Source organism: Pantoea sp. JZ2, assembly GCF_035191405.1.
Lineage (GTDB): Bacteria > Pseudomonadota > Gammaproteobacteria > Enterobacterales > Enterobacteriaceae > Pantoea > Pantoea stewartii.
In genome coordinates this window covers 2,349,781-2,364,419 of sequence record NZ_CP045247.1, presented here as the reverse complement: position 1 = coordinate 2,364,419, position 14,639 = coordinate 2,349,781, and the positions used below count along the sequence as shown (strand labels likewise).

General features: G+C 55.6%; 12 protein-coding genes. 9 read left to right on the top strand and 3 right to left on the bottom strand.

All coding sequences use genetic code 11. The annotated features are described in order from the left end of the window. The first annotated feature begins 46 nt into the window (after positions 1-46). The 8 genes from pspF to GC087_RS11330 all read left to right on the top strand — a co-directional run bounded on the left by pspF (position 47) and on the right by GC087_RS11330 (position 8,915). Entirely contained in the window at positions 47-1,060 is a 1,014-nt protein-coding gene (gene pspF / locus GC087_RS11365) for a phage shock protein operon transcriptional activator (RefSeq protein ID WP_324028401.1), read from the top strand. Between the two features lie 345 nt (positions 1,061-1,405). Further along, positions 1,406-3,034, top strand: a complete 1,629-nt coding sequence (gene sapA, locus GC087_RS11360) for an ABC transporter substrate-binding protein SapA (RefSeq protein WP_058701841.1) — start codon at positions 1,406-1,408, stop codon at positions 3,032-3,034. Further along, on the top strand, positions 3,035-4,000 hold the full coding sequence (gene sapB, locus GC087_RS11355; protein ID WP_039340214.1) for a putrescine export ABC transporter permease SapB: 966 nt from the start codon (positions 3,035-3,037) through the stop codon (positions 3,998-4,000). Next, a complete protein-coding gene (gene sapC / locus GC087_RS11350) occupies positions 3,987-4,877 on the top strand; it encodes a putrescine export ABC transporter permease SapC (RefSeq protein ID WP_164481992.1) in 891 nt (296 codons plus the stop codon). The genes sapB and sapC overlap by 14 nt, the downstream gene beginning before the upstream one ends. Further along, entirely contained in the window at positions 4,877-5,872 is a 996-nt protein-coding gene (gene sapD / locus GC087_RS11345) for a putrescine export ABC transporter ATP-binding protein SapD (RefSeq protein WP_006119309.1), read from the top strand. The genes sapC and sapD overlap by 1 nt, the downstream gene beginning before the upstream one ends. Position 5,873: 1 nt before the next feature. Next, positions 5,874-6,677, top strand: a complete 804-nt coding sequence (sapF, locus tag GC087_RS11340; protein WP_324028400.1) for a putrescine export ABC transporter ATP-binding protein SapF — start codon at positions 5,874-5,876, stop codon at positions 6,675-6,677. A gap of 141 nt (positions 6,678-6,818) precedes the next feature. After that, on the top strand, positions 6,819-7,607 hold the full coding sequence (gene fabI, locus GC087_RS11335) for an enoyl-ACP reductase FabI (RefSeq protein ID WP_006119311.1): 789 nt from the start codon (positions 6,819-6,821) through the stop codon (positions 7,605-7,607). 198 nt (positions 7,608-7,805) lie between these two features. Next, complete coding sequence (locus GC087_RS11330; protein ID WP_324030621.1) at positions 7,806-8,915, top strand: carboxymuconolactone decarboxylase family protein; 1,110 nt, start codon at positions 7,806-7,808, stop codon at positions 8,913-8,915. On the opposite strand, the gene GC087_RS11325 is transcribed toward GC087_RS11330, so the two are convergent. The 3 genes from GC087_RS11325 to GC087_RS11315 form a co-directional block, all read right to left on the bottom strand. Continuing rightward, positions 8,912-9,808 (bottom strand): LysR family transcriptional regulator, encoded by an 897-nt coding sequence (locus GC087_RS11325; RefSeq protein ID WP_033741802.1) that lies wholly within the window; start codon positions 9,806-9,808, stop codon positions 8,912-8,914. The two genes, GC087_RS11330 and GC087_RS11325, sit on opposite strands and share 4 nt — an antisense overlap. Positions 9,809-10,061: 253 nt before the next feature. Continuing rightward, positions 10,062-10,199 carry a hypothetical protein gene (locus tag GC087_RS11320; protein WP_185199395.1) on the bottom strand — a complete coding sequence of 46 codons (138 nt, stop codon included), beginning with the start codon at positions 10,197-10,199 and terminating at the stop codon, positions 10,062-10,064. Between the two features lie 227 nt (positions 10,200-10,426). After that, the gene (locus tag GC087_RS11315; RefSeq protein ID WP_039340206.1) at positions 10,427-12,013 is read right to left on the bottom strand and encodes a PTS transporter subunit EIIC; all 1,587 of its coding nucleotides are present in this window, start codon (positions 12,011-12,013) and stop codon (positions 10,427-10,429) included. 251 nt (positions 12,014-12,264) lie between these two features. Here GC087_RS11315 and GC087_RS11310 point away from each other — a divergent pair, with 251 nt between their 5' ends. Next, positions 12,265-14,568, top strand: a complete 2,304-nt coding sequence (locus tag GC087_RS11310) for an FdhF/YdeP family oxidoreductase (RefSeq protein WP_324030619.1) — start codon at positions 12,265-12,267, stop codon at positions 14,566-14,568. The last annotated feature ends 71 nt before the right edge of the window (positions 14,569-14,639 follow it).

The following is a 14,639-nucleotide window of genomic DNA, read 5'->3' as shown; positions in this document are numbered from 1 at the left end:
CCTGACCTAATATAGTTAAATTGATTAATCAGTGGCGAAATTCATCATGTCTGTGAACAACGACAATTTGCTGGGCGAATCAAATAACTTTCTGGAAGTGCTGGAGCAGGTGTCTAAGCTCGCGCCGCTGGAGAAGCCTGTGCTGGTGGTGGGCGAACGCGGGACAGGTAAGGAGCTGATTGCCAGCCGTCTGCACTACCTTTCTGACCGCTGGCAGGGCCCTTTTGTCTCTCTTAACTGTGCGGCGCTGAACGAGAATCTGCTTGATTCTGAGCTTTTTGGCCATGAGGCAGGTGCCTTTACCGGTGCGCAAAAACGTCATCTGGGCCGCTTTGAGCGCGCGGATGGTGGCACCTTGTTTCTTGATGAACTGGCGACAGCCCCCATGCTGGTTCAGGAAAAATTGTTGCGGGTAATTGAATACGGCCAACTGGAACGCGTGGGCGGAAACCATGTTTTTCAGGTTAATGTGCGTCTGATCTGCGCCACCAATGAAGATTTACCCGCGCTGGCCGAAGCCGGTAAGTTTCGGGCCGATCTGCTGGATCGCCTGGCCTTTGATGTGGTGCAGTTGCCGCCGCTTCGGGAGCGCCGCAGCGACATTCTGGTCATGGCTGACCATTTTGCCATACAGATGTGTCGGGAGCTCAAACTGCCGTTGTTTCCCGGCTTTACGCCCCGCGCACAGCAAACCTTGCTTGAGCATCACTGGCTGGGCAACGTGCGCGAGCTGAAAAACGTGGTCGAACGATCCGTCTATCGCCATAACACCAGCGATACCGCGCTGGATGAAATCATCATTAACCCGTTTGCCCGCCGCAGTGAAGCCGCAGACAGGGCCGCCCCCTTGCCTGCTACCGAGTCGCCAACCGCCCTGCCTTCACTTCCGCTTGATCTGCGCCAGTGGCAGAACCAGCAGGAACGTGACGTGGTGGAAATCAGCCTGCAACAGGCAAAGTATAATCAGCGCCGCGCGGCCAGCTTACTGGGCGTCACCTATCATCAACTCCGTGCCATCATGAAAAAACACGGTATTCAGGCGCGCGACGGACAACATTAGCGGGCTTTTATATACGTACAGAAGCTGACAACGTGCCGGGGCATGCTGTAATGCATTCAGGCGGGTAAAAAAAGGGCCCGCCGAAGCGGGCAACTGGAAGCAATGTGAGCAATGTCGTGCTCTTCTTCGGTAGAGCCCCGTCGAAGTGCAACTGAATAATAATCATTCCTGTTTGCATCTGTAAAGTGTTATTGAGAATTTTTCTCATCTCCACACCAACGCTGCGCCTTTTTGCGCGGATCGTTTACACCTGCTGTACGAATCGTCGGCAATCGATGACGCAGAGTTGGGACCACGCGCGCTTTGCGATACACTTTGCCCAATGCCCGAGAATCGTTGAGTTCTATGTTAAAACTAATGCCTTCGCTGTTGCTGAGTCTCAGCGTGTTGAGCGCACCTGTGTGGTCCGCGCCCGCACCTGCCACGGATATTCGTCAAAGCGGCTTTGTCTATTGCGTCAACGGGACGCTAAACACGTTTAACCCGCAGATGGCCAGTAGTGGTTTAACGGTGGACACACTGGCGGCGCAGCTCTATGACCGCCTGCTTGATGTCGATCCTTATACCTATCGTTTACAGGCTGACCTGGCCGACAGCTGGGATGTACGTGATAACGGCGCGACCTATCGCTTTCACTTGCGTCACGGTGTGCAGTTTCAGCACACCTCAAACTTTAGGCCTACCCGCACGATGAATGCTGACGATGTGGTCTTTAGCTTTGCGCGCATGTTTGACCGTAAACATCCCTGGCATGACGTTAATGGCGGCTATTATCCCTATTTCGACAGCCTGCAGTTCGCTGACGCCGTGCAGAGCGTGAAAAAGATCGATAACTATACGGTCGAAATTCGCCTGAACAGCCCTGATGCGTCGTTTCTCTGGCACATGGCAACCCACTATGCGCCCATCCTCTCGAAGGAATACGCAGACAGCCTGGACAAAACAGGTCATCAGGAAACGCTGGATCGGTTACCTGTGGGCACCGGCCCGTTTCAGCTGAGTGAATACCGCAGTGGGCAATATATTCGCCTGGCCCGCAATCCCTACTACTGGAAAGGCGTACCGCGCCTGCAACAGGTGGTGATTGATCTTGGCGCGGGCGGCACCGGCCGGTTATCGAAACTGCTGACCGGTGAGTGCGATGTGCTGGCCTATCCTGCCGCCAGCCAGATTTCCATTCTGCGCGACGATCCCCGGCTACGTATGACGTTGCGGCCCGGTATGAACATCGCCTATCTGGCCTTCAACACGCGAAAACCCCCGCTCGACAGACCGGAAGTGCGTCACGCGCTGGCGCTGGCCATTAATAATGAACGCCTGATGGAGTCGATTTATTACGGCACGGCAGAAACTGCGGCCTCGATTTTGCCGCGTGCCTCCTGGGCTTACGATACGGATGCCAGCATCACCGCCTACGATCCGAAAAAGGCCAGGGCTGCGCTGGAAGCGGCGGGCGTGACCGATCTTCACCTGCGTCTGGTGGTGCCTGCCGCCTCGCAGTCCTGGAACCCTGCGCCGCTGAAAACGGCAGAACTGATTCAGGCCGATCTGGCACAAATTGGCGTTAACGTCACTATCGTGCCGGTTGAAGGCCGTTTTCAGGAAGCACAGTTGATGGCGATGAACCACGACCTGACCCTGGCAGGCTGGGCAACCGACAGTAACGATCCTGACAGTTTCTTTCGTCCCCTGCTGAGCTGCGCGGCGATTGCCTCACAGACCAACTATGCGCACTGGTGCTCGCCTGCGTTTGACAGCACGCTGAAAAATGCTCTGCTGTCGCAACAGCTGTCCGGACGCATTGAGAACTATGATAAAGCTCAGCAAATTTTAGCCCAGGAACTGCCCGTCCTGCCGCTGGCTTCATCCTTGCGCCTGCAAGCCTACCGGCATGATATTAAAGGCCTGGTACTGAGTCCGTTTGGTAACGCTTCTTTTGCTGGTGTTTATCGTGATGAGCGGGAGGATCGATAAGTGATCATCTATATTTTGCGTCGGCTGGTGTTACTGGTGATTACGCTGTTTTTTCTCTCGCTGGTGAGTTTCAGCCTGAGCTATTTCACACCGAATGCCCCGCTCGAAGGCGCCTCACTGTTCGATGCCTGGTGGTTTTGGTTTAAAGGTATGCTGCAACTGGATTTTGGCGTATCCAGCACCAATGGTCAGGAAATTGGCCTGCAACTGCGCGAGGTCTTTCCGGCCACCATGGAGCTGTGCCTGATGGCCTTTACGCTTGCCTTAATCGTCGGCATTCCGCTGGGGATTTGTGCGGGTGCCCTGCGTCATAAATGGCAGGACAAAGTTATCAGCGCGTTTGCCTTGCTGGGATTTTCGATCCCGGTCTTCTGGCTCGCCCTGCTGTTTACCCTGTTTTTCTCGTTAACGCTGGGCTGGTTGCCGGTTTCCGGTCGCTATGATCTGCTCTATCCGGTCCAGAACATAACCGGTTTTGCTTTAATCGATGCCTGGCTCAGCCCCTCACCGTGGCGGCATGAAATGATGATCAGCGTGCTGATGCACCTGATTTTACCGGTGACCGTGCTGGCGATGGCCCCGACCACTGAGATTGTGCGTTTACTGCGTATCAGCACCAGCGATGTCGTCGATAAAAACTATGTTAAAGCTGCGGCGACCCGCGGGCTCTCGCGCTTTACCGTTATTCGCCGTCATGTGCTGCATAACGCCCTTCCGCCTGTCATTCCGCGCCTGGGTTTACAGTTCTCCAGCATGTTAACGCTGGCGATGATTACGGAGATGGTTTTTAACTGGCCTGGTCTGGGGCGCTGGCTGATTAACGCCATCCGTCAGCAGGACTATGCGGCCATCTCAGCAGGCGTAATGGTGACCGGTGGACTGGTGATTGTGGTGAATGTGCTCGCTGACATCGTTGGCGCGGCGCTGAATCCGCTGAAACATAAGGAATGGTATGCCGTCCGATAACATCTACGCCGAAAAACGCCTGCCCAGTGCGTTTCGCCAGAGCTGGCACCATTTTTATGGCGATATGCCGGCGATGATTGGCCTGTACGGCTTTGGCGCGCTGCTGCTACTGTGTCTGTTCGGCCATTTTCTGGCCCCTTACAACATCGACCAGCAATTTCTGGGTTATCAACTGCTACCGCCCTCCTGGTCGCGCTACGGTGAGGTTTCCTTTTTTCTCGGGACGGACGATCTGGGGCGTGATTTACTGAGCCGCCTGCTGAACGGCGTGGCCCCCACGGTTGGATCGGCCATTCTCGTCACGCTGTTTGCCACCTTCTGGGCGCTGGTACTGGGGATTGTGGCGGGCATGACGCACGGTGTGCGTTCTGCGGTGCTGAATCATGTCCTGGATACGCTGCTGTCCATTCCCTCACTCTTGCTGGCCATTATCGTAGTGGCGTTTCTGGGGCCGCGCCTGGAGCACGCATTACTGGCCGTGTGGCTGGCGCTGATGCCGCGCCTGGTGCGCGAAATCTACAGCGCCGTTCATGACGAACTGGAAAAAGAGTATGTGATTGCGGCTCGCCTGGATGGTGCGACCAGCATCAATATTTTGTGGCACGCCATTTTGCCTAACGTTTTGCCTATGCTGATCAGTGAAATTACGCGCGCGCTGTCGATGGCTATTCTCGATATCGCCGCACTGGGTTTTCTTGACCTCGGCGCGCAGTTGCCCTCGCCTGAGTGGGGCGCGATGCTGGGTGATTCGCTGGAGCTGGTGTATGTTGCGCCCTGGACTGTCATGCTTCCCGGTGCCGCGCTGATGGTCAGCGTGTTAATGGTTAATCTGCTCGGTGACGGCATTCGTCGGGCCGTCGAGGCAGGAGTGGAATAATGCCGTTACTGGATATTCGTAATCTGACGATTGAATTTATGACCGCTGACGGGCCGGTCAAAGCGGTAGACCGCATCAATTTATCACTGACTGAAGGCGAAATTCGCGGTCTGGTGGGTGAGTCGGGCTCGGGCAAAAGTCTGGTTGCCAAGGCGATTTGTGGCGTGACCAACGACAACTGGCGCGTCACCGCAGACCGTATGGTCTTTGATGACGTGGATTTGCTGCGTTTGTCGCCGCGTGAGCGTCGCCGCATCGTAGGTCACAATGTGTCGATGATTTTCCAGGAACCGCAGTCCTGTCTTGATCCCTCGGAAAGTGTCGGCCGTCAGTTGATGCAGGCGATTCCGCGCTGGACGTACAAAGGACCGTGGATGAAGCGCTTTTGGTTCTGGCGAAAAAACCGCGCCATTGAGCTGCTGCACCGCGTCGGTATTAAAGATCACAAAGACATCATGCGCAGCTTTCCCTACGAACTCACCGAGGGCGAGTGTCAGAAAGTGATGATTGCCATCGCACTGGCGAATCAGCCGCGCCTGCTGATTGCCGACGAGCCGACCAACGCCATGGAGCCGACGACGCAGGCGCAGATCTTTCGCCTGTTGAGCCGTCTGAATCAGAACAACAACACCACGATTCTGCTGATCAGCCATGACCTGCGTACCCTGAGTCACTGGGCTGACAGGATCAACGTTATGTACTGCGGACAAACCGTGGAAACGGCGCAGAGTGAAGACCTGATGACCACGCCGCACCATCCGTATACCCAGGCGCTGATTCGTGCGATGCCAGACTTTGGCCGCCCGCTTCCTCACAAGAGCCGCCTGAATACCTTATCCGGCGCGATTCCATCGCTCGAAAGCCTGCCCATTGGCTGCCGTCTTGGGCCGCGCTGCCCGTATGCACAGCGTAAATGTGTGGAAACGCCACGGCTGACGGGCTCCCGTTCGCATCTCTATGCCTGCCATTTTCCGCTCAACGTGGAGGGCCAATAGCATGGAAACGCTACTGGAAGTGCGCAATCTCAGCAAAACGTTTCGTTATCGTACCGGTCTGTTTCGCCGTCAGCATGTCGAGGCGGTGAAGTCCGTGAGCTTCACGCTACGGGAGAAGCAGACGCTGGCGATCATCGGCGAAAATGGCTCCGGCAAATCAACGCTGGCAAAAATGCTCAGCGGCACCGTTGCCCCAACGGAGGGGGAAATCATTATTGACGATCATGCGCTGAGCTTTGGGGATTATGGCTACCGTAGCCAGCGCATCCGTATGATTTTTCAGGATCCTTCTACGTCGCTTAATCCCCGGCAGCGCGTCAGTCAGATTCTGGAGCTGCCGCTGCGCCTGAATACCGATCTTGGCGCCGAGGCGCGCGAGAAACGCATCATTGGCACGCTGCGTCAGGTGGGATTACTGCGCGACCATGCCGGTTATTATCCGCATATGCTGGCACCAGGCCAAAAACAGCGTCTGGGCCTGGCGCGGGCATTAATTCTGCAACCCAAAGTGATTATTGCTGATGAAGCGCTAGCCTCACTGGATATGACCATGCGCTCACAGTTGGTCAACCTGATGCTGGAGCTGCAGGAAAAACACGGCATCGCCTACATCTACGTGACGCAACATTTAGGGATGATGAAGCATATCAGCGACAAAGTGTTGGTCATGCATCAGGGCGAAGTCGTGGAACGCGGCGGGACGGCCGACGTGCTGGCTTCTCCGCTGCATGATCTGACCAAACGTCTGATCAACAGCCATTTCGGCGAAGCGTTAACGGCCGAAGCGTGGCGACGCGAGCGTTGATTTTTCGGGGTTTTGTGGAAAACTGTGCGCAGTTTTCCTGATTTAAGGCAGACGTGCTAGAATCCGCACGTCGATTAACGTCGGTCGTCTATTATTTAAACAACGCGACCGCCAACTACCATGACCATAAGGATTACAGCTATGGGTTTTCTTTCCGGTAAGCGCATTCTGATTACTGGTGTTGCCAGTAAACTTTCCATCGCCTACGGTATTGCACAGGCGATGCACAAACAGGGCGCAGAACTGGCTTTCACCTACCAAAACGACAAACTGAAAGGTCGTGTGGAAGAGTTCGCCAAAGATTTGGGTTCTGACATCGTACTGCCATGTGATGTTGCAGAAGATGAAAGCATCCAGTCCCTGTTCGCTGAGCTGGCAAAAACCTGGCCGAAATTTGACGGTTTCGTTCACTCAATTGGTTTTGCCCCAGGCGACCAGCTGGATGGCGATTACGTGAATGCCGTAACCCGCGAAGGTTTCAAAATTGCGCACGACATCAGTGCCTACAGCTTTGTTGCCATGGCAAAAGAGTGCCGTGCGATGCTGAACCCCAACTCAGCGCTGCTGACGCTGTCCTACCTGGGTGCAGAGCGCGCTATCCCTAACTACAACGTAATGGGCCTGGCAAAAGCGTCTCTGGAAGCAAACGTACGTTACATGGCCAATGCCATGGGACCAGAAGGTGTGCGTGTGAACGCCGTTTCTGCCGGTCCAATCCGTACGCTGGCGGCTTCAGGCATCAAAGATTTCCGTAAGATGCTGGCTCACTGTGAAGCGGTAACCCCGATTCGCCGTACCGTGACCATCGAAGACGTGGGTAACTCTGCGGCCTTCCTGTGTTCCGATCTGGCGGGTGGTATCACCGGCGAAATCGTTCACGTCGACGGCGGTTTCAGCATCGCCGCGATGAACGAACTGGAACTGAAATAAGTTTCCTCATGGGCGAGCGCTGCTCGCCCTGTCCTTCCCCGCCCGCGCCCTCGTTATTCCTTATTGCTATTAATTATCACCGATCGGTCTTTTGCCGTACCCTGCCCGTGGGCGAGGATAAGTCAGCCCTGCGGCCTGCGACCGGTTCACTGACTCTGTCCCGCATGTGCCGCATCAGATTTTGCAAAAGGACTGATGATGCAACAACGCCGCTATACTGGCCAGGATCACTGGTTTTACGAGAGCCAGACCTGTCCGCGTACCGTTCCGGCTGCCCCGCTTTTTCCTGAAGCAGCGCATATCGACGATCGGTTCTTGTTGGGGTTAGCGCAGGAAACCTCTTCTGTTCAGCCGGTGTTGCAGGCCGGACAACCCGCCATTCAGATTGCTCATGAGATTGTTGACCTGCTGTTTCCCGACCAGGTTGACGTTACGCTGACCCATACGCTGACGCTTTACGATCGGTTAAGCAGCGCGCTGACCGTGGCGCAGGTTACGGGCATTCAGCGGCTCTGCAATCACTACTCTGCAAGACTCAATCCTCTGCCTGGTCCTGACTCGTCGCGCGAGAGCAATAACCGCCTGACACAAATTACCCAGTACGCCCGACTGCTGGCCATGCAACCCACTCTGATTACTGCCGACAGTGTGCGCGCCCTTCACGCCGCAGGTCTGAGCGAAGCCGATATTGTCACGCTTAATCAGTTGGTAGGCTTTGTCTGTTACCAGGCACGCGTGATCGCCGGTATTCATGCTCTGCTGAACATGCCGGTACGCTGGATCCCCGGCATGTCACCTGCACCGGATGCGCCAGCCACCGATGCCCCCGGCGTCTGGCAGCCAGTCCTGAAACCGCTTGAGCCCCGCTATGCCAGCGAGGCGCAGCATAAGGCCGTGGCGCAATGCCAGACATCGTCTGCGCCAGAGGACGCCCTCTGGTTGCTGGCGCACGCACCGGCGTTATTAGAGCATTGGTACAGGTTGAATCATCAGGAGGAGACGGTCTTCACCGTCGGGGTTGAGGCTACAGCGGCCAGCCTGCTGGGAAATCGCTGGCGTCCACCGTCGTTAACGCCCTGTAGCGGCCAGGCTGGCGCCTTTGATAATGCGAACCTGACCGACGCTGACCGGGCGGTCAGCGCGTTAACCGCCCTGCTGACCCGTCAGCCAGAACGTTTTTGCGCCGCCGATCTCCAGCCATTGCAAGAATCCGGCTGGTCCGTTGCCGATCAGTTCGCGCTTATCCAGGCCATCGCGCGGGCAAACTGGAACAGCCGTTTATTTTATGCCTGTGGTGAGGCGCGCTAAAGATCCAGATGACTGCGCGCTTCGTCATAGAAGTGCTGTGCCAGCGGCGTTGCCCGACCCGGTTCAGCGACCACCAGGGCCGCCTGGCGCGCCATCTTTGGCATTATGACAGGTCGCTGTTCCAGTCCGTGTAAAGACGCGGGCAGCAGATGACCGCGTGGCGAAACCAGTACGCCCAACCCGACCTGCGTACACTGCAGCAGTTGCATAATGGAGGCGCTTTCTACCACCACGCGCGGCATCAGCGACATCTCCCGCAACGCCATATCCAGATAGCGACGAAAATAGCGCGTGGGTTCAGCCAGACACAGCGGCTGACGGGCCAGCGTTGGCAGATCCAGGCTTTCAACCTCGCCTAAGTGCTGAAAATGTCCGGGATGAAACACCGCTTCAACGCCACGGTCCGCCAGCAACGCGGCCTGAAAATGCAGTTCACGCAGCGTCGCCATTTCAAAAAAACCAATCCCGACATCGACCGTATGACTGTTCAGCGCCTCCAGCAGCTGGTCGGCGCTCAGGACGGCAATACGGTAATCGAGTTGTGGATAGCGCACCTGAACCGCTTTGAGCAGCTGGGCCAGCGACACGCTGCACTGCGGTACCACACCCAGCCGCAATGTGCCGTTAACGCCGTGTTTCAGTGACTCGACTTCCAGCTTCAGCCCCTGATAAACGGAGACGATTTCCCGCGCCCAGGCCAGCACCCGATCCCCTTCTGGCGTGAATCCGGCAAAGTTATTGCTGCGGTTGATCAGGGATAACCCCAGTTCGCGTTCCAGATTTTTTAACCGCATTGATAAGGTAGGCTGGCTGACAAAACTCGCCTCAGCGGCACGGCCAAAATGGCGTTCGCGTTCGAGGTTGCAGAGGTAGATGAGTTGCTTAATGTCGATTTTTTGTGCCCGCCATAACGTCGCTCAGTTGAACGCCTATTATGTGCCGAGGGCGCAACAGAATGCCAGTCAGTGTGCGTTCAGGATTCCGCTACAGGCAGAGTGCAGTAATACAGCCCGAGTGTCCGGCTGACAGGAGTTACTTTTGGGGGCGAGACGAAAGGCGTAATGGGCGCGCAACAGGCCGGACTCTTTCAGGTCAGGCTGGCAGAATTATTATTTTTTATGGTGTTTTCCCTGGTGTTGCCCGTTGTTACTTCGTTGGATAAGGCCAGGCGTGATCAATGCCCGTTGACGACAGTACGCCCGTCGCCAGTAAATAGATCACGACAAGTGTGAAAACAACAATTGCCGATATTTCAAAGACTTTAACTAACCTGTTTTTCGCCATAAATAACCCCCTGTTAATTGCGTGTATTGCACTTTCCACCTCTTACCATAGAGTGTTACCGGTAAAATTCAAGCACAGATCACAAAATGAAACATAAAGCATTGCTTATATTTTTGTGTTAATCGTGAACGTGAGGGGAACGGATAAAAACGGAGCTTAGAACGGAACGGAATGCCGTAACATGTCAGACAGGGAGGGCGCACCTGCTGCGCCCAGTGAGGCCGCCGTCAGCCGACGCCAAGCATCGACTTCACTTCCTGCGCAATCTTTTCGACCTGAGGACCGTAAATCACCTGAACATCCTGCTCACTGACGCGATTCACCCCATTCGCGCCCGTACTCATCAGGGTGTGATCCACCACCTCTTTCATATCTTTTACCCGCACCCGTAAGCGCGTGAAGCAGCAATCGATGTCCTCTATATTGGCAGCCCCACCCAATCCACTGATAATGACCTGAGTGCGTTCACTGCCATCAACGACCTGCGGTTTTTCCTCCTCGGTTTCCCGTCCCGGTGTTTCAACATTCATGCGGGTAATGACAAAACGGAACCCGTAGTAATAGATCGGTGCGTAGATCACGCCAAGCACCAGCGTCCACCACCAGTGGGTTTTACTGCCACCCAGCACACCGAAGACCACCAGGTCGATAATGCCGCCCTGCACGTTGCCAATCATCAGATGCAGCATTGACATCAACATAAATGAAAGGCCGGTCAAAAACGCATGCAACACATAAAGCACGGGCGACACAAAAATAAAGCAGAACTCCAGGGGTTCGGTGATCCCGGTGGTAAAGGAGGTCAGCGCGCCGGCCAGCACCAGCGCTTTCACGCGTTGTTTATGCTCCGGACGTGCGGTGTGATAGATCGCCAGTGCTGCAGCAGGCAGCCCGAACATCATCACCGGTATTTTTCCCTGCGCCAGGAACTGGGTAGCCGTTCGCAGCGTGGCATCCGGGATGAGGCCAGGATGTGTCAGCGAGGCATTGAAAATATTCAATGCGCCGACAAGGGTCTGTCCGTCCACAACCGCCATACCGCCAATCGGCGTAAAGCGGACCGTTTCATTGAGAATATGGTGCAGCCCGGTGGGAATCAGCAGGCGTTCAGCCGCCCCCAGCAGAAATGCACCGTACTGACCACTGTGGCCAATCATCTGTCCCACCCAAGCGATGCCCTCTCCGAGGGTTGGCCAGATCAGCGCCAGCAATACACCCACCAGCGGCAGAACCACGACGGTGACAATGGGCACAAAACGTCGGCCGCCAAAGAAGCTGATCGCTGTAGGAAGTTGCTGCGTATAAAAACGATTGTGCAACATTACGGTGAGCAGGCCGGCCACCACGCCGCCCAGCACGCTCATGTTGTAGGTAAAAATCCCCAGCATCTGGATATATTCCGCCGAGGTCATCATGGCGGTCGTTTGATCCAGTCCCGCCTGTTGCAGCGCCTGAGGCGTCGTTGTGGCCGCCGTTATGCCTTTTGCGGCCAGCGTCGCATTAATCCCCACGTTCATGGCGATATAGCCAATCACCGCCGCAAAGGCGGCGGTCGGTTTCTCGGCTTTTGCCAGACCAATCGCACTGGCGACGGCAAAGAACAGGGGCAGATTGGCAAACAGCGCCCCTGCGACTTTGCGAATAAAACCGATAATGAGCTGCGCCACCTGCATTTGCGCAAAGGCTTCCCCCGTCACTGCGGGGTTCTGCATGGCCGCGGCCAGCCCCAGAAAAATACCGGCTGCCGCGATCACCGAAATGGGCATCATCAACGCCTTGCCAAATGCATGAATCTGGCTGGTCAGGTGTTTCATGGTTTCGCGCCTTTTTGTGTCATAAACAGCAAGTATTAGCGCGATGTGCCGATAACACCTGATACGGAGAAGTTATGAAAGGGTAAAATATGAACAGCATCACAGTTGTTGTGCCGTCACGATAAACGCGACCTATCGCACCATTAAGTCAATCAATTAGACAAGCTATGTCGTCGAACGCACACTAATCTTCACTATCAGGATATATCCTTGCAACATTCGTCCAACAAAAAAATAAGCCTGCACCTATGATGAAATTTAAGCGCCAAATTAAACCATACCGCGCCGCCGCGGGTGGCTGGGGTTCACTGGAAGCCACGACACGTTTTGTTTTCGACAGTAAAGCTGCCCTGAAAAACCTGCGCAATCTCATGCGCATGAACAAGGCGCGTGGCTTTGACTGCCCGGGCTGCGCCTGGGGCGATGACAATAAAAGTACTTTCAGCTTTTGTGAAAACGGAGCGAAAGCGGTAACCTGGGAAGCGACACGCCGCGTTGTGGATGCCGACTTCTTTGCGAAACACAGCGTGACCACGCTCTATGCTCAAAGCGATTATTTTCTGGAGTATCAGGGCCGCCTGACGCATCCCCTGCGCTACAACCGTGAAACCGATCACTACGAGCCCATCAGTTGGGATGACGCCTATGCGCTTATCGCGCAGCACATCAAAGCGATGGACAATCCAGACCAGATGGAGCTTTACACCTCAGGTCGCGCCAGTAATGAAGCGTCATGGCTTTATCAGCTGTTTGGCCGCATGCTGGGCACCAATAACTTCCCTGACTGCTCGAACATGTGTCACGAAGCCAGCGGTGCGGGACTGAAGCGCAGCATTGGCGTGGGTAAAGGCACGATTCGTCTGGATGATTTTGACCACGCGGATGCGATTTTTGTTTTTGGACAGAACCCGGGCACTAACCATCCACGCATGTTGCACAGCCTGCGTCACGCTGCCGATCACGGTGCAAAAATTGTGACCTTTAATACGCTGCGCGAACGCGGTCTGGAACGGTTCGCCGATCCGCAGAAGCCGCTGGAAATTGTGACCTCGAAAGCCGGTACCATCAGCTCGGCCTATTATCAGCCGCACCTGGGTGGCGATATGGCCGCGGTGCGCGGCATGGTTAAAGCCCTGCTGGAAACGCATCGCGCGCGCATTGCGGCAGGCGAAAGCGGCCTGTTCGATCAGGCGTTCCTGAATGCCAAAACGCACGGCGTTGAAGCCTACTTTGACGCCGTGGATAACACCGACTGGATGCAGATTGTGGCGCAGTCCGGCCTGACTGAAGCGCAGATCCGTGAAGCGGCAGCGATTTACCAGAGCGCCGATCGGGTCATCTGTACCTGGGCGATGGGTATCACTCAGCACAAACATTCCGTCGATACCGTGCGCGAAATTACTAACCTGCAGCTGCTGTTTGGCCAGTTAGGTAAAAAAGGTGCGGGTCTGTGCCCTGTTCGTGGTCACAGTAATGTGCAGGGTAACCGCACCATGGGCATTGATGAGAAACCGGCAAAACCGTTCCTGGATGCGCTGGGTCAGCACTTCAATTTTGAGCCACCGCGTGCGGCAGGTCATAACACCGTTGAAGCACTGAATGCCATGCTGCGTGACGAAATCAAAGTGCTTATCGCGCTGGGTGGCAACCTGGCGGCGGCGGCACCTGATTCACCGCGCACCGAAGAAGCGCTGTCACGTTGTGGCCTGACCGTGCATATCAGTACCAAACTGAACCGCAGCCATCTGGTTCCCGGTCATGAGGGCCTGATTCTGCCTACGCTGGGCCGCACCGAGCGCGATTTGCAGGCGACGGGCAATCAGTATATTACCGTGGAAGATTCCTTCAGCATGGTGCACGCGTCTGAAGGCGTGGGTATTCCGCTGGCGGATACACAACGTTCAGAAACGTCGATTGTCGCCAGCATTGCGCATGCGGTACTGGGCGATGAAAAGGTGAAGTGGCTGGATCTGGCGGCGGACTACAACCTGATTCGCGATCACATCGCAGCCACGATTCCTGGCTTTGCCGACTTTAACAGCAAATGCGATCAGCCTGGTGGGTTCTATCTGGGTAATGCCGCCGCCGAACTGCGCTTCAACACGACGACCGGTAAGGCCGAGTTCAGCCCTGCCGCGCTGCCTGACTCGCTGTTTCCGCAGTTGGATCAGGAGGTGCCCTTCACGCTGCAAACCCTGCGTTCGCACGATCAGTACAACACGACGATTTACGGCCTTGATGACCGCTATCGCGGCGTTTACGGTCAGCGTGAAGTCGTCTTTATCAACCCGGACGATATGGCGGCATTAGGCTTCAGCGAAGGCCAGAATGTTGACATTGAAACCCTGTGGAATGATGGCGTAACACGTCGCGTGAGCGGCTTTAAGCTGGTGCCTTACAACATCCCGCGTGGCAACCTGGCGGCCTATTATCCAGAAACCAACCCGCTGGTTCCGCTGAACAGCTACGGTGATATTAGCGGTACGCCAACCTCGAAATCGGTGCCGGTTAAGCTGGAATTGTCGCAGGCAACGGTCACCCAACGCATTGCCTGATTCAGGCTTTGCTCCAGGCAAAAAGCCGGTTCGTCCGGCTTTTTGCCTTGCCGCGGGACCGCGATTCGCGT